The sequence below is a fragment of the Cellulomonas sp. Root137 genome, from assembly GCF_001426725.1.
Taxonomy (GTDB): domain Bacteria; phylum Actinomycetota; class Actinomycetes; order Actinomycetales; family Cellulomonadaceae; genus Cellulomonas.
Map to the genome: position 1 here is coordinate 507763 of NZ_LMFG01000002.1, position 14888 is coordinate 522650.

At 74.5% G+C, this 14888-nt stretch carries 16 protein-coding genes; 10 read left to right on the forward strand and 6 right to left on the reverse strand.

Features of this window, described 5'->3' with window-relative positions; translation table 11 throughout:
* The first annotated feature begins 20 nt into the window (after nt 1-20).
* The 9 genes from ASD18_RS14820 to ASD18_RS14860 all read left to right on the forward strand — a co-directional run bounded on the left by ASD18_RS14820 (nt 21) and on the right by ASD18_RS14860 (nt 9002).
* Nucleotides 21-1043 carry a 3-oxoacyl-ACP synthase III gene (locus tag ASD18_RS14820; protein WP_056093454.1) on the forward strand — a complete coding sequence of 341 codons (1023 nt, stop codon included), beginning with the start codon at nt 21-23 and terminating at the stop codon, nt 1041-1043.
* Nucleotides 1040-3592 (forward strand): alpha/beta fold hydrolase, encoded by a 2553-nt coding sequence (locus tag ASD18_RS14825; RefSeq protein ID WP_056093458.1) that lies wholly within the window; start codon nt 1040-1042, stop codon nt 3590-3592. The genes ASD18_RS14820 and ASD18_RS14825 overlap by 4 nt, the downstream gene beginning before the upstream one ends.
* Nucleotides 3589-4584: an NAD(P)-dependent oxidoreductase gene (locus ASD18_RS14830; RefSeq protein WP_255355447.1), complete on the forward strand. Its 996-nt coding sequence runs from the start codon at nt 3589-3591 to the stop codon at nt 4582-4584. The genes ASD18_RS14825 and ASD18_RS14830 overlap by 4 nt, the downstream gene beginning before the upstream one ends.
* A 9-nt stretch (nt 4585-4593) precedes the next feature.
* On the forward strand, nt 4594-5709 hold the full coding sequence (locus ASD18_RS14835; protein ID WP_056093461.1) for a histidinol-phosphate transaminase: 1116 nt from the start codon (nt 4594-4596) through the stop codon (nt 5707-5709).
* Nucleotides 5706-6320, forward strand: a complete 615-nt coding sequence (hisB, locus tag ASD18_RS14840) for an imidazoleglycerol-phosphate dehydratase HisB (RefSeq protein ID WP_056093465.1) — start codon at nt 5706-5708, stop codon at nt 6318-6320. The genes ASD18_RS14835 and hisB overlap by 4 nt, the downstream gene beginning before the upstream one ends.
* Entirely contained in the window at nt 6317-6802 is a 486-nt protein-coding gene (locus ASD18_RS14845; protein WP_056093468.1) for a hypothetical protein, read from the forward strand. Before hisB ends, ASD18_RS14845 begins: the two co-directional genes overlap by 4 nt.
* Nucleotides 6803-6866: 64 nt before the next feature.
* Nucleotides 6867-7529 (forward strand): hypothetical protein, encoded by a 663-nt coding sequence (locus ASD18_RS14850; RefSeq protein WP_056093471.1) that lies wholly within the window; start codon nt 6867-6869, stop codon nt 7527-7529.
* Between the two features lie 4 nt (nt 7530-7533).
* The gene (gene priA, locus ASD18_RS14855) at nt 7534-8274 is read left to right on the forward strand and encodes a bifunctional 1-(5-phosphoribosyl)-5-((5-phosphoribosylamino)methylideneamino)imidazole-4-carboxamide isomerase/phosphoribosylanthranilate isomerase PriA (RefSeq protein WP_056093474.1); all 741 of its coding nucleotides are present in this window, start codon (nt 7534-7536) and stop codon (nt 8272-8274) included.
* Nucleotides 8271-9002 (forward strand): SseB family protein, encoded by a 732-nt coding sequence (locus ASD18_RS14860; RefSeq protein WP_056093478.1) that lies wholly within the window; start codon nt 8271-8273, stop codon nt 9000-9002. Before priA ends, ASD18_RS14860 begins: the two co-directional genes overlap by 4 nt.
* Here the strand turns inward: ASD18_RS14860 and ASD18_RS20820 are convergent.
* From ASD18_RS20820 to ASD18_RS14890, 6 genes are all read right to left on the reverse strand, one after another.
* A complete protein-coding gene (locus tag ASD18_RS20820) occupies nt 8999-9397 on the reverse strand; it encodes a spore germination protein GerW family protein (RefSeq protein WP_082574074.1) in 399 nt (132 codons plus the stop codon). The genes ASD18_RS14860 and ASD18_RS20820 overlap by 4 nt on opposite strands.
* A 22-nt stretch (nt 9398-9419) precedes the next feature.
* Nucleotides 9420-10154, reverse strand: a complete 735-nt coding sequence (locus ASD18_RS14870) for a serine protease (protein ID WP_056093480.1) — start codon at nt 10152-10154, stop codon at nt 9420-9422.
* Nucleotides 10151-10828 (reverse strand): hypothetical protein, encoded by a 678-nt coding sequence (locus ASD18_RS14875; protein WP_235522407.1) that lies wholly within the window; start codon nt 10826-10828, stop codon nt 10151-10153. The genes ASD18_RS14870 and ASD18_RS14875 overlap by 4 nt, the downstream gene beginning before the upstream one ends.
* Nucleotides 10829-10867: 39 nt before the next feature.
* Complete coding sequence (locus ASD18_RS14880) at nt 10868-11254, reverse strand: DUF1844 domain-containing protein (protein ID WP_056093483.1); 387 nt, start codon at nt 11252-11254, stop codon at nt 10868-10870.
* A gap of 52 nt (nt 11255-11306) precedes the next feature.
* The gene (locus ASD18_RS14885) at nt 11307-12812 is read right to left on the reverse strand and encodes a catalase (protein WP_056093487.1); all 1506 of its coding nucleotides are present in this window, start codon (nt 12810-12812) and stop codon (nt 11307-11309) included.
* A gap of 84 nt (nt 12813-12896) precedes the next feature.
* Nucleotides 12897-13316 carry a Fur family transcriptional regulator gene (locus tag ASD18_RS14890; protein WP_056093491.1) on the reverse strand — a complete coding sequence of 140 codons (420 nt, stop codon included), beginning with the start codon at nt 13314-13316 and terminating at the stop codon, nt 12897-12899.
* 290 nt (nt 13317-13606) lie between these two features.
* Here ASD18_RS14890 and infC point away from each other — a divergent pair, with 290 nt between their 5' ends.
* A complete protein-coding gene (infC, locus tag ASD18_RS14895) occupies nt 13607-14809 on the forward strand; it encodes a translation initiation factor IF-3 (RefSeq protein WP_235522408.1) in 1203 nt (400 codons plus the stop codon).
* Nucleotides 14810-14888: the final 79 nt, after the last annotated feature.

Sequence of the window (14888 nt, forward strand, 5' to 3'; positions counted from 1 at the left end):
CCCCGTCGAGAGGACCGCCTGTGACAGGCAACGCGACGTTCCGCCACCGCGATGTCGCGCTCCTTGCCGTCGTCGGCATCGAGGCGCCGGTCGTCGTGCCCTCGACGGTGTTCGACGAGCGTCTGGCGCCCACCCTGAAGCGGCTGCGCCTCCCGCAGGGGCTGCTGGCGCGCGTGGCGGGCGTGCACGAGCGGCGCTGGTGGGACGACGAGATGACCTTCGACGACGCCGCGACCGCTGCGGGCGCGAAGGCGCTGGCCGAGGCCGGGATCGACGCGGGCGACGTGGGCCTGCTCATCAACACCTCGGTGACCCGGACGTTCCTGGAGCCGTCGGTCGCGTCCCGCATCCACTCGGGGCTGGCGCTGCCGTCGAGCGCGCTCAACTTCGACCTGACCAACGCGTGCCTCGGCTTCGTCAACGGCATGACGCTCGCCGCCCAGCTCATCGACTCGGGGCAGGTGCGGTACGCGGTCATCGTCAACGGCGAGGACCCCCGGCCCACGCAGGAGGCGACCCTCGCGCGGATGACCTCGCCCGAGACCACCCGGGAGTCGTTCCTGGAGGAGTTCGCCACCCTCACGCTCGGCGCGGGCGCGGCCGCCGCGGTGCTCGGCCCCGCGCACCTGCACCCCGGAGCGCACCGGCTGGTCGGCGGGGTCGCGCGGTCGGCCACCCAGCACCACGAGCTGTGCGTCGGGGGCGTCGACGGCATGAAGACGGATCCGGGCGGCCTGCTCGCCGGTGGCCTGGAGCTGGTCGTCGACGCGTGGAACGAGGCGCAGCCCGAGTGGGACTGGGCGGGCGTCGACCGCATCGTCACGCACCAGGTCTCGTCGGTGCACACCCGGTCGATCGTCGAGGCGCTGGGCCTGGACGCGGACCGGGTGCCGACGACCTTCCCGCGCTGGGGCAACGTCGGGCCGGCTGCGCTGCCGATGACCCTGGCCGAGCAGGGCGACTCGCTGCGCACCGGGGACCGCGTGCTGTGCATGGGGGTCGGCTCCGGCCTGCACACCGCCATGGCCGAGATCGTCTGGTGACCGCCGCGTCGACCCCGCCCGTGGATGTCCTCGCGGCCGGGGGCATCGATCCGCGCTGGTCCCGGGTGGTCCAGGTGGGCTCGCGCTCCTGGCACCTGCTCGACAACGGGCCGTCCCTCGACGCCGAGCCCGTCGGCACGCTCCTGTGCGTGCACGGCAACCCGACGTGGTCGTTCCTGTGGCGCCGCCTGGTCGCGGCCGGCGCACGTTCCGAGCGCCCGTGGCGCGTGATCGCCGTCGACCAGCTGGAGATGGGCTTCTCCGAGCGCACGGGGGAGCAGCACCGGCTGGCCGACCGGGTCGCCGAGCTCGGGGCGCTGACCGACGAGCTGGGTCTGGCGGGGCCGGTGGTCACCGTGGGGCACGACTGGGGCGGTGTCGTCAGCCTCGGCTGGGCGCTGGACCACCCGGACCTGCTCGCCGGCGTCGTGCTCACCAACACGGCCGTGCACCAGGGTGCCGAGGACCCGTTGCCCGCCGCGCTGCGGGTGGCCACCGCGCCCGGCGTGCTGCCTGTCGGCACGGTCACCACGCCGGCCTTCCTGGAGACGACGCTCGCGCTGGCGCACCCCCGACTCGAGGCGCCCGTCGCCGACGCCTTCCGCGCCCCCTACCGCACCGCTGAGCGGCGCGCGGGGATCGGCGGGTTCGTCGCCGACATCCCGGCCGGGCCCGACCACCCGAGCAGGCCCGAGCTGGACCGGATCGGCGAGGGTGTGCGCAGCCTGGACGTGCCGGCCCTCCTGCTCTGGGGACCTCGCGACCCCGTCTTCTCCGCGCGCTACCTGCGGGACCTGCGCGCGCGGCTGCCGCACGCGGACGTGCACCGCTTCGAGGGCGCCGGCCACCTGGTCGTCGAGGATGCGGACGTCGCGGGTGCCGTGCTGCGCTGGCTGGACGCACGTGACGACCCCGCCCCGACGACCGCGCCGCACGAGCCGTTCCGCGCGCTCGGCGCCATGCTGGTCGAGCGGGCAGCAGACCAGGGGACCGCGCTGATCGAGCTGGCCGGTCCGCGCTCGCGCCGGGTCACCTGGGCCGCGCTCGCCGCCCGCACGGACCAGCTGGCCCGCGGACTCGCGGCCAGCGGCGTTCGACCCGGCGACCGGGTCGCGCTGCTGGTGCCCCCGGGTGCCGACCTCACCGCCGTGCTCTACGCGTGCCTGCGCCTGGGCGCGGTCGTCGTGGTCGCCGACGCGGGCCTCGGGGTCCAGGGCCTCACCCGCGCCGTGCGCGCCGCGGAACCGAGCGTCGTGATCGGGATCGAGCGCGCGCTCGTCGCCGCTCGGTGGCTGCGCTGGGCGCCGACGCTGGTGAGCGCGGGTCCGCTGCGGGCGGGCGTCGCGAAGGCCCTCGGGGTGAGCACGTCGCTGGACGCGCTCGCCGCGCTCGGCAGAGAGTCCACGGTCGACCTTCCGTGGCCCGACGCCGACGCGGACGCCGCGATCCTCTTCACGTCCGGCTCCACAGGGCCCGCCAAGGGCGTGGCCTACACCCACCGCCGGCTGGCCGCGATGCGCGACGTGGTGGCCCGCACCTACGGGATCGGGCCGGACAGCCCGCTCGTCGCGGCGTTCGCGCCGTTCGTCCTGCTGGGCCCCGCGCTGGGCGCGACGAGCGCGAGCCCGGACATGGACGTGACGGCGCCGGGGACGCTCACGGCGCGGGCGCTCGCCGAGGCGGTGCGCGCGATCAACGCCAGCGTGGTGTTCGCGTCGCCGGCCGCGCTGCGGTCGGTCGTGCGCAGCGCGGACGGGTCCGAGCTCGCCGACCTGGCCGGTGTGCGTCTGTTCCTGTCGGCCGGTGCTCCGGTGGGCGTCGACCTGCTCGAGGCGGCGGCCGCGCTCATGCCCGGTGCCGAGGCGCACACCCCCTACGGCATGACGGAGGCGCTGGTCGTCGCCGACATCTCCCTCGACGAGCTCCGCACGGTCGGTGCCGGCGACGGCGTCTGCGTCGGCCGACCCGTGCCGGGCGTCCGCGTGGCGGTCAGCGCGCTCGACGCCGGCGGCGAGCCCACCGGTGCGCCCGTGCACGTCGCGGGGGTGACCGGCGAGGTGCTGGTCGGCGCGGCGCACGTCAAGGAGCGGTACGACGGGCTCTGGCTCACGCAGCAGGAGTCCGCGCGGGACGCGGGGTGGCACCGGACGGGCGACGTCGGGCACCTCGACGACGACGGCCGGCTGTGGATCGAGGGCAGGCTGGCGCACGTGCTGGTCACCGCGGACGGCGTCCGCACCCCGGTCGGGCTCGAGCAGCGGGCGCAGGGTGTCGCGGGGGTGGTGTCTGCGGCGGTCGTCGGGGTGGGGCCGCGTGGTGCGCAGCAGGTGGTCGTCGTGGTGCAGCCCGAGGTGTTCTCGCACGGCCCGGTCGTCGCGGAGCCGGAGCTGGCCGCGGCGGTGCGCGGAGCACTCGTCGGCACGGACGTCGCCGCGGTGCTCGTGGTGGAGCAGCTGCCGACCGACGTCCGGCACAACTCGAAGATCGACCGGTCGCGGGTGGCGGCCTGGGCCGAGCGCGTGCTGTCGGGGGACCGGGCCCGGCTGTGACACGGGTCCTGGTCACCGGCGCCAGCGGCATGCTCGGTCGGACGCTCGCCGAGCGTCTGGTCGCGGACGGCCACGACGTCCGCACGCTGCAGCGCAGCCCGTCCCGCGTGACCGGTGCGCACGACGTCGCGGGGTCGGTCACCGACCCTGCCGCCGTCCGTGCCGCCGTGCGCGACCGTGAGGCGATCGTGCACCTGGCGGCCAAGGTGGGCATCACCGGGCCGCTCGCCGAGTTCGAGGCCGTGAACGTCGGGGGCACGCGGCTCCTCCTCGAGGAGGCCCGGGCGGCCGGTGTCGGGCGGTTCGTGCACGTCTCCTCGCCGTCCGTGGCCCACGTGGGCCGCTCGCTGGCCGGAGCCGGCGCCGGACCGGCCGACCCCGAGCACGCCCGGGGACCGTACGCGCGGACGAAGGCTGCGGCCGAGCTGCTCGCGCTCGCGGCCGACGACCCCGACGCCTTCCGGGTGATGGCCGTCCGTCCGCACGTGGTGTGGGGCCCAGGGGACACCCAGCTCGTCGGGCGCGTGGTCGACCGGGCGCGGGCGGGTCGGTTGCCGGTGCTCGGTCAGGGAGCGGCGCTCATCGACACCACCTACGTGGACAACGCGGTCGACGCGCTCGTCGCCGCGCTGCACGCCCGTGCGAGCGCGTTCGGCGAGGCATACGTCGTCACCAACGGCGAGCCGCGCCCGGTCGTCGAGCTGCTGGCGGGGATCTGTGCCGCGTCCGGTGTCCCACTGCCGCGGCGGCACGTCCCCGCAGCGCTGGCACGCGGCGCGGGGTCGGTGCTCGACGTCGCGTGGCGCACCCTCCCGCTGCCCGGCGAGCCGCCGCTGACCCGGTTCGTGGCCGAGCAGCTGTCCACCGCGCACTGGTTCGACCAGCGCCGCACGCGCGAGGCGCTGGGGTGGGTGCCCCGGGTGAGCCTCGACGACGGGCTGGCGCGCCTGGCGGGATGGACGGCGAGGCAGGCCTCGGCGCCTGCTCCCTAGACTCGGCACGTGACTGCTGATCTCGCCCGCGGAGCGCTCCCGCTGCGCCCCGACCTCGTCGGCCTCGAGCCCTACGGCGCCCCCCAGCTGGACGTGCCGCACCTGCTCAACGTCAACGAGAACCCGTACGCGCCCGCCCCGGACGTCGTGGCGGACATCGCCGCGGCGGTCGGCGAGGCCGCGTCGGGGCTGAACCGCTATCCCGACCGTGACTTCGAGTCGTTGCGTGCCGACCTGGCCGCCTACCTGCGGGTGGAGTCCGGCGTGGAGCTCGCCACCGCGCAGGTGTGGGCGGCCAACGGGTCGAACGAGATCATGCTCCACGTCCTGCAGGCGTTCGGCGGCCCGGGCCGGACCGTGCTGTCGTTCGCGCCCACGTACTCGATGTACCCCGAGTACGCCCGGGACACGTTCACGGGCTGGGTCGCCGGGCGCCGCGCGGAGGACTTCGGCCTGGACGCCGACGTCGCGCGCGCCGCGATCGCCGAGCACGCCCCCTCGGTGGTCCTGCTGGCCAGCCCCAACAACCCCACGGGGACGGCGCTGCCGGCCGAGACCGTGCTCGCGGTGCTCGACGCCGCGGCCGCGGTCCCGGGCGGGTGCGTCGTGGTCGTGGACGAGGCCTACGGCGAGTTCCGCCGGGCGGGCACGCCGTCGGCGCTCGAGCTGCTGGCCGACCACCCGCACCTCGCGGTCAGCCGGACCATGTCCAAGGCGTTCGGGCTGGCGGGTGCGCGCGTCGGCTACCTCGCCGCCGCGCCTGCCCTCGTCGACGCCCTGCGCGTGGTGCGCCTGCCGTACCACCTGTCCGCGGTGACCCAGGCGGTGGCCCGGGCCGCGCTCCGCCACGCGCCCGCGCTGATGGCCCAGGTGGGGTCGCTGCGCGACGAGCGTGACGCCCTGGTGGTCTGGCTACGCGAGCGCGGGCTGACCGTGGCCGAGTCCGACGCGAACTTCGTCCTGTTCGGCCTGTTCGACGACCGGCACGCGATCTGGCAGGGTCTGCTCGACCGTGGGGTCCTGATCCGCGAGGTCGGGCCCGACGGGTGGCTGCGGGTGTCGGTCGGCACACCGCAGGACATGGTGGCGTTCCAGGACGCCCTGGTGGAGGTGGCAGGACTGTGAGCCCCAAGAGTGGCGGCCGTACCGCGCGCATCGAGCGCGCCACGAGCGAGTCGAGCGTGCTGGTCGAGCTGGACCTGGACGGCACCGGCCGCACCGACATCTCGACGACCGTGCCGTTCTACGACCACATGCTCACCGCGCTGGGCAAGCACTCGCTCATCGACCTCACGGTGAAGGCCACGGGCGACACCCACATCGACGCGCACCACACGGTCGAGGACGTCGCGATCACGATCGGCGAGGCGCTGCGCCAGGCGCTGGGCGACAAGCGCGGGATCTCACGGTTCGGCGACGCCACGGTGCCGCTCGACGAGGCGCTCGCGCAGGCGGTCGTCGACGTCTCCGGCCGTCCGTACCTGGTGCACACCGGCGAGCCCCCCGGGCAGGAGTACCACCTCATCGGCGGTCACTTCACGGGGTCGCTCACCCGGCACGTCCTCGAGTCCATCGCGCACCACGCCGCGTTCAGCATCCACGTGCGCGTGCTCGCGGGCCGCGACCCGCACCACATCGTCGAGGCGCAGTTCAAGGCCCTCGCCCGTGCCCTGCGGTTCGCCGTGGCGCTCGATCCCCGCGTGGAGGGCATCCCGTCGACGAAGGGCGCGCTGTGACCGACCTCCCCGACGACTTCGAGGTTCCCGACGACCTCTCCGGGCTGCTCGACGGCGCGGACGAGGACCCGTCGGTCGTCCTGGTGATCACGCAGGTCGCTGCCCCGGCCCCGCTCGCGGCGGCGTGCGCGATCGCCAAGGTGGAGGTCGACGTCGTGCCGACGCCCATCGGGGCGATCGCGTCCCTGCGCGACCCGAAGGCCGCCTCGGACGGTGCCGCGGCGATCTCCAAGCTGCTGCGGACGATCCCGGTGATCCTGCTGGAGCGGCGCGAGGGGCAGATCACCGCCTCGCGCTGGACCGCGGGCGAGCGTGGCGACGACCTGCCCGCCGGGCTGGTGCTCTCGGACGCGCCGCCCGTGCTCGAGGACCTGCTGCTCGGGTCGGTGCAGGCGGGGGACGTCGAGGGCGTGGTCACCAGCGTCGGGATGTCGCGCTGGCAGGCGATGCGGACCATCGCGAGCTCGGCCAAGCGCCGCTAGGCGTCGTCGTCTCGCGGACCGGCGGCCGTCCGTCCCGGGTCGGCGCCGCGGGTACCGTGGTCCGGTGCCTGCCCAGCCCCTCGTCGTCGTGCTCGACCACGGCGCCGACGACCTCTCCGCCCTGGCCGAGGCGCTCACCGGGGCCGGTGCGCGGGTCGTCGTCACCGCGGAGAAACGGGTCGCGCTCGCGGCCGACGGGCTCGTGATCGCCGGTCGTGCGCGCGCCGCGGACGTGATGCCGGCACTGCGCTCGATCGGTGCGGACCAGGTGGTCGACCGTCGCCTCGCCGGCGGCCGCGCGGTCCTCGCCGTCGGTGTCGGCATGCACGTGATGTTCTCCGAGGTCGTCCAGGACGACACGGCGACGGAGGGTCTGGGGGAGTGGGCGGGTGTCGTGGACGCCGTCGGTGCTCCCGCAGGGCCGGCCGAGGTCGAGGTGCCCGTGGGGTCGGCGCTGTTCGCCGGTCTCGAGGACGCCCGCTTCCACGTCGCCCTCGAGCACGCCGCCCGCACGTTCCCGCTGCTCGACGACTGGCCCGCGGACACCCGCCTGGTCGTCCCGCTCGTCACCTGGTCGCGCGGCGACGAGCGGTTCGTCGTCGCCGTCGAGAACGGCCCCCTCGTCGGCCTGCAGGTGCACCCTGAGTCCTCCGGCGAGCCCGGCGCGCAGGTGCTCGCCCGCTGGGTCTCGTCCTTGCCCGCCACCGCCCCCGACCTCCCGGAGTGACCGCATGACCGACCGCCTCGAGCTGCTGCCCGCCGTCGACGTCGCCGACGGGCAGGCCGTCCGGCTGACCCAGGGCGCCGCCGGCACCGAGACCGGCTACGGCGACCCGCTGTCGGCCGCGCTGGACTGGTACGCGGGCGGGGCGGAGTGGATCCACCTCGTGGACCTCGACGCGGCCTTCGGGCGGGGCTCGAACGCGGCCCTGCTCGCCGAGGTGACCGCGGAGCTCGTCGCCAAGGGCGTTAAGGTCGAGCTGTCGGGAGGCATCCGCGACGACGCCTCCGTCGAGCGCGCTCTCGGCACCGGCGCGACCCGCGTCAACCTCGGCACGGCGGCGCTGGAGAACCCCGAGTGGACCGCCCGCGTGATCGGGTCGTTCGGCGAGCAGATCGCGGTCGGGCTCGACGTGCGCGGCACCACGCTCGCCGCCCGCGGCTGGACGCAGGAGGGCGGTGACCTCTGGGAGGTCCTGGCCCGCCTGGAGGACGCCGGCTGCGCCCGGTACGTGGTGACGGACGTGAACAAGGACGGCATGCTCAACGGTCCGAACGTCGAGCTGCTGCAGCAGATGTGCGCCCGCACGGACGCGCCCGTGATCGCGTCGGGCGGGGTCTCCAGCCTGGAGGACCTGCGCGTGCTGCGGACGCTCGTCCCGCTGGGCGTCGAGGGTGCGATCGTCGGCAAGGCCCTCTACGCGGGCGCGTTCACGCTGCCCGAGGCGCTGGACGTCGCCGGGCGCCCGTGACGGGACGCGAGCTGCCCCCGTCGTCGCCCTTCGCGGGGGACGACGGCACGGCTGATCCAGCTGTCGCGGCGGCGCTCGCCGCGCTGGGCACCGGTGCCGGCACGGTCGCGGACCTGGTCGACGCGCTCGCGGGCACCCGCGTGCTCGTGCCGGTGCTCGCGGAGCTGGAGGTCGAGGACACGGTCGTGCACGACGGCCACGCGCACACGGTCGACAAGGAGGCGTCGGCGGGCATCGTCGCGCTCCGGGCGCCCGACGGCCGGACGGCGCTGCCGGTGTTCACCTCGGTCGCGACGATGGCCGCCTGGCGCCCGGACGCCCGCCCGGTCCCGTCGGACGTCGCGCGTGCGGCGCTGTCCGCGGTGACGGAGGGGTGGGAGGTTCTCGTCGTCGATCCCGGTGGTCCGACGACGGTGCTCGTCCCGCGGCCGGCCGTGTGGGCGCTGGCGCAGCAGGAACCGTGGCGTCCGGCGGTGACCGCGGGCGTCGTCGACCCCGAGGTCCGTGCCGCGATCGCGGCCGCGGTCACGCCCGTTTCCGGCGTGGTGACCGTCGACGCCGTCCCGGGGACCCGCGCCGAGGTGGCCGTGGTCGTCGAGCTCGTCGCGGGGCTCGACCGAGCGGGGCTCGACGCGGTGCTGGTGCAGGTCAACGCCGCGCTGGCGGGCGTGGAGCTGGTGGCGACGCGTGTCGACTCGCTCGAGCTGCGTCCGCGCGCAGCCGGCTAGCGACGCTTGACCGCCCAGGCGAGCGCGAGCGCGGTGACCACGACGGCGCCCACCAGCTGACCGCCGAGGATCACTCGGTTGAGGTCCAGCGTCGGCTGCCAGTGGGCGCCCGACGCGTCCACGACGAAGACGCCCACGGCCTTGACGTGGACGCCGTACCCGCCGCCCCCGCCGTGGCCCTCCTGGTGACCCGGCGGCACCTCCTCGCCCTCGGCCCTGGACGGCGCGCCTGCCTCGCCGGAGCCGGCCCCGGAGCCTGTGGCTCCCCAGACGCGTGCGACGGGGATGACGAGGGTGCCCTCGCGTTCGTACGCCTCACCGAACACGCGGCGCACGGTCAGGGTGTCGTTCACGGCCCGCGTGACGTCGGCGGGGTCGAAGTGCGGAAGCGCCATGGGGTTCCTCCCGGGGAACTGGTCAGCCGGTGCAGGGGGCGGTCGGTGTGAACGACGCCTCGTCCTCGAGCATGGACCGGAGCGTGCTCACGGGTACGACAAAACTGTGCCCCTTCGAGTCCTTCGCGTACACCACCCCGACCACTCGGCCGTCGCTGTCGAGCACCGCCGACCCGGAGCTGCCGGGTTCCACCGGCGCGTCGGTGACCAGCACCTCACCCAGGTTCGCGTTGAGCGGGTCGGTCTGGCTGCCGACCACCTGCCCGGCGGTGACGGTCAGGGCGCGCCCGAGCGGATAGCCGACGACGGTGATGGTGTCCCCGATCGCCGGGTCGGCGGCGGCGAGCTCGGGCGCCGCGGGCAGGGCGTCCTCGGTGCGGACGATCGCCAGGTCCGCCAGCGCGGCGGTGCTGGCTGCGGCGGCGGTCAGGTCCCGGCCGTCGTACGTGCTCAGCTGCAGGGTGGAGGAGTCCGTGACCACGTGCCGGTTGGTCACGAGCGTGTGGTCGTCGAGCGCGAACCCGGAGCCGGTGGAGAGGGTGCCGCAGCCGATGTTGCGGATCCGCACGGCCATCCGCTGCGCCGAGTCGAACCCGTCGGGGGACAGGTTGCCGCTCGACGACGGGGTCTGCTGCGGCAGGTCGGTCGGGACCACGCTCGTCGGTACGGGATCGGGCATCGCCGGCAGCATGCTGCAGCCGCCGGTCAGGGCGAGGAGCGCGACGACGCTGCCGACGAGCGCGGCGCGCCGGCTCATCGCTCGAGCTCGCGCTGCAGCGCCGCGTTGGCGTCCGTGGCGCGGGCGCACACGGTCTGCACGTCCGTGGTGAACCGCGCGAGGTCGTCCGGGTCGTACTGGGACGAGTTCTGCAGGTAGCCGATGAGACGCTGCTGGCCGTCCACGCAGCTCGCCAGCGCGGTGGCCACCTGGCCGGCCGCCTGCGACACCCGGGACTGGTAGTCGGCGAGCTGCTGCTGCGACGCGCTGGTGTCCCCGAGCTGCGCCTTCTCGTCCGCCAGCTGGGTGATCCGCTGCTGCGCCGTCGCCAGCTGCGCGCTGATCGCGTCCAGCTCGGCCTGGGTCGCCTCGAGGTCCGCCTGCGACGCCGCCAGCTGCTCGCCGGTCGAGCGCGCGAGAGTCTCCCACTCCTGCGTCGACGCCTGCCACGCCTCGTTCGTCGAGAACATGCGCGAGAGCACCAGCCCCGCGCCGACCAGGGTGGCGACGAGCAGCACGGCGAGGATGACCGTGGCAGCACGCGGACCGCGACGGCGGACCGGCTGCGGGTCGGCCATGGGCGTGGGCGCGGCGAGGGACCAGGGCGCGGGATCAGGGGCGGGCGCCGGCGCGCTCACGCGGAGGACCTCCGTGACCGGTGGCTCCGCGCCGGGGTGCACGTCGTCGCGCGGGCGAGGGTCGTCGGGCTGCATCGGCCCAGGATAGGAGGCGTTCCGCGCAGTCAGCGGGCGTCAGACGACGGAGCCCGTGAACTTCTCGCCAGGGCCCTCACCGGGGGCGTCCGGGAAGGGCGAGGCCTCGCGGAACGCCAGCTGGAGCGAGCGCAGGCCGTCGCGCAGCGACCGGGCGTGCTGGTTGCCGATGTCCGGTGCGGAGGCCGTGACCAGCGCGGCGAGCGCGGTGATGAGCTTGCGCGCCTCGTCCAGGTCGAGGAAGTCGCGGCCCTGCGCCTCGTCCGTGTCCGGGCTGAGCCCGCACTTGACCGCCGCTGCACTCATCAGGTGCACCGCCGCGGTCGTGATCACCTCGACGGCAGCGACGTCCGCGATGTCGCGCACGGCCTCCGCCTCGGACGTGCGGGGGGCGTCGGGAGTCGTGCTCGCGGTGTGCTCGTCCATGCGCCGATCCTCTCATCGCAGCGTGGGGGGTCGTCGCCGCAGGCGGGGTGGGTCAGGCGATCGGGACGCTCGCCGTCGCCGGCTCGCCCGTCTCGACCGGCGCCGCACCGGCCAGCGCCGCGCGCAGGGCGGCACCCAGGCCGGCGTCGACGTTCGTCCAGTACTGGATCGCGCGCTCGCGGATCTCGTCGCTCTGCACGCCGCCGACGTGACCCGTGACCGTCTCGAGGAACCGCCCACGCGCCGCGTCGTCGAAGACCTCGCGGTAGAGCGTGCCGGCCTGCCCGAAGTCGTCGTCCTCGGGGTGCAGCGTCGCGGCCGAGCGCTGCAGCACCCCGTCCGACTCCCAGCCGGGCGACTCGGCGGCGCGGGCCGGGTCGGCTGCGGCGCCACCGACGGAGTTCGGTGCGTAGACCGGCGTGGTCGGCGCGTTGAACGCGTACCGCGCCGCGCCGTCCTTGGAGTACGAGTGCACGGGCGCCGCGTGCGGGGCGTTCACGGGCAGCTGCGCGTGGTTGGTGCCCACCCGGTACCGGTGCGCGTCGGCGTAGGAGAAGATCCGCGCCAGGAGCATCTTGTCCGGGCTGGCCGCGATGCCCGGCACGAAGTTGCTCGGTGCGAAGGTGGCCTGCTCGATCTGCGCGAAGTAGTTCTCCGGGTTGCGGTTGAGCTCGAGCTGCCCGACCTCGATGAGCGGGTAGTCGGCGTGCGGCCACACCTTCGTCAGGTCGAACGGGTTGAACCGGTACTCGGCCGCGTCGGCGTACGGCATGACCTGGACCGAGAGCGTCCACGACGGGAAGTCGCCGCCCTCGATGGCCTCGAACAGGTCGCGGATGTGGTGGTCGGCGTCCGACCCCGCCAGCTGCGCGGCCTCGTCGCCCGTGAAGCTGCGGATGCCCTGGTTGGTCCTGAAGTGGTACTTGACCCAGAACCGCTCGCCGTCGGCGTTGATCCACTGGTAGGTGTGCGACCCGAACCCGTCCATGTGCCGCCACGACGCGGGGATGCCGCGGTCGCCCATGAGCCACGTGACCTGGTGCGCCGACTCGGGGGACAGCGACCAGAAGTCCCACTGCATGTCGTTGTCGCGCAGGTGGCTGCCCGGCAGGCGCTTCTGGGAGTGGATGAAGTCGGGGAACTTGATGCCGTCCCGGATGAAGAACACGGGGGTGTTGTTGCCGACCAGGTCGTAGTTGCCCTCGGTCGTGTAGAACTTCAGCGCGAACCCGCGGGGGTCGCGCCACGTGTCGGGGGAGCCCTGCTCGCCGGCGACCGTCGAGAACCGCAGCAGCGCCTCGGTGGTGACGCCCGGCTGGAACAGCGCCGCCCGCGTGTACGCGCTGACGTCGTGCGTCGTGGTGAACGTCCCGAACGCCCCGCCACCCTTGGCGTGCACGATGCGCTCGGGGACCTTCTCGCGGTTGAACTGGGCGAGCTTCTCGACGAGGTAGTGGTCGTGCAGCGCGATCGGGCCGTCGGCGCCGACGGACTGCGAGTGCGCGTCCGAGGCGACCGGCGCGCCGGCGTTGGTGGTGGTGTACGGGACCTGGGTCACAGTGTTCCTTTCACGAGGCCGGGCAGAGCCGACCGGGAGGTGCCGCGCGGCGGACGGAGCCGGCGGCGTGGGCGAGTCAGGGCGTCAGGTGGTTCCGGCGGCGCGGCAGGCGGGGCACAGGCCCCAGTAGGTGACCTCGGCGGTCTCGATGGTGAAGCCCGACGTGGAGCTGGGGACCAGGCACGGCGCGTGCCCGACGGCGCAGTCGACGTCGCCGAGGGCACCGCAGCCGCGGCAGGCGACGTGGTGGTGGTTGTCACCGACCCGGCGCTCGTAGCGGGCGGGATGCCCGGCCGGCTCGATGCGGCGCAGCAGCCCCGCGTCGGTGAGGGCGTGCAGCACGTCGTAGACCGCCTGCACGGAGACGGTCGGCAGGGTGCGGCGGACCTCGGTCAGGACGGTGTCGGCGTCGGCGTGGGGATGGCGGCCGACGGCCTCGAACACCCGCAGCCGCGGCTCGGTGACGCGCAGGCCGCGTTCACGCAGTGCGGCGGAGGGGTCCATGTCGGCAGCCTTGCACCGTTTCTGGAATCATTCAAGTAAACGCGGAGGCCCGTTCCCGTCTGACCGCCCGCACGTGGTAGCCTATTACCCGACCAGCCGCGTCCTGCTGCCCCGATCCGGGTGAACGGCCGCGGTGTACAAGTGGAGCTGATCCCACCCGAGCATCAACCGCTCGCCTCCTGCCTGCGCAGGGGACGACGACAGAGGCCGGGTCCGGTCCGAGGATGTGTCGCGATTTCCGCGGCGCGTGCCTGGTGTCGTGCCGTTCGTCGGCCCGCACTGTCGGACCTGTGAGGCCCCCACCTGTACCCAGGGCGGGGGCCTTCCTCGTTCCGGCGGTCACCCACGACGAACCTGAGGAGCACCACATCAGCGAGCCCCGCATCAACGATCGGATCCGCGTCGCCGAGGTCCGCCTGGTCGGCCCCAACGGCGAGCAGGTCGGCATCGTCCGCGTGGAGGACGCCTTGCGCCTGGCCCAGGACGCCGACCTCGACCTCGTCGAGGTGGCACCTGACGCTCGTCCGCCTGTCTGCAAGATCATGGACTACGGCAAGTTCAAGTACGAAGCAGACATGAAGGCCCGCGAGGCCCGGCGGAACCAGACGAACACGGTCCTCAAGGAGATCCGTTTCCGGCTGAAGATCGACCCGCACGACTACGGCACCAAGAAGGGCCACGTCGAGCGGTTCCTCACCGCCGGCGACAAGGTCAAGGTCATGATCATGTTCCGCGGCCGTGAGCAGTCGCGCCCCGAGATGGGCGTCCGTCTGCTCCAGCGGCTCGCGGACGACGTGTCCGAGCTCGGCTTCATCGAGAGCATGCCCAAGCAGGACGGGCGCAACATGATCATGGTGCTCGGCCCGATGAAGAAGAAGGCCGACCAGAAGCTGGAGCAGCGCCGTGCGGCGCAGGCTGCAGCCGCCCGTGAGCAGAACGCTGCGGCTGCTGCTGCTGCTGCGGCCGCTGCGGCGGAGAACCCGGCTGCGGCCGAGCCCGCCGTCGAGGCACCGACCCCCGTCGAGGCGCCGGCTCCTGTCGAGGCTCCGGCCGTCGTCGAGGCCCCCGCCGCTGCCGAGGCTCCCGTGGAGTCGCCGGCCGCTGTCGAGACGCCTGACGTGGTCGAGGCCCCCGCGGCGGTGGAGGCACCGGCGCCCGCGCCGGCCGCTCCTCGTCCGGCTGCTGCTCCTCGTCCGGCCGCGTCGCGTCCGGCCGCACCGCGCTCGACGCCCGCCGCCGCACCCCGTGCGACGACGCCGCGTCCGGCCGCGGCCGCTCGACCCGCAGCCTCGGCCCCCCGGCCAGCCGCTGCGAGCAAGCCGGCGACGCCGACCGCTGCGGCTCCTGCCGCGGCCCCGTCGACGCCCGCCGAGCCGAAGGCGGCCACGCCGAAGCCCGCCACGCCGAAGCCGGCCTCCACCCCGCGGCCCGCGCCGCGGCCCGGTCCGGCGAAGGCACAGACCAGCACGACGGCCTCGGAAGAGGCCAGCTGAACCAGCACGAACGGACGGCCCGGCCCACCGGTCGGACCGCACCAGACGAGTCGTACGAACCCGTGCGATGTGAAGGACA

What these genes read in the sequence shown, in the direction of transcription:
- ASD18_RS14870 (WP_056093480.1), bottom strand. Translation starts at nt 10,154, where the DNA reads ATGAGCCGGCGCGCCGCGCTCGTCGGCAGCGTCGTCGCGCTCCTCGCC.
- ASD18_RS14875 (WP_235522407.1), bottom strand. Translation starts at nt 10,828, where the DNA reads ATGCAGCCCGACGACCCTCGCCCGCGCGACGACGTGCACCCCGGCGCG.
- ASD18_RS14890 (WP_056093491.1), bottom strand. Translation starts at nt 13,316, where the DNA reads ATGGACCCCTCCGCCGCACTGCGTGAACGCGGCCTGCGCGTCACCGAG.
- priA (WP_056093474.1), top strand. Translation starts at nt 7,534, where the DNA reads ATGACCGACCGCCTCGAGCTGCTGCCCGCCGTCGACGTCGCCGACGGG.
- ASD18_RS14880 (WP_056093483.1), bottom strand. Translation starts at nt 11,254, where the DNA reads ATGGACGAGCACACCGCGAGCACGACTCCCGACGCCCCCCGCACGTCC.
- ASD18_RS20820 (WP_082574074.1), bottom strand. Translation starts at nt 9,397, where the DNA reads ATGGCGCTTCCGCACTTCGACCCCGCCGACGTCACGCGGGCCGTGAAC.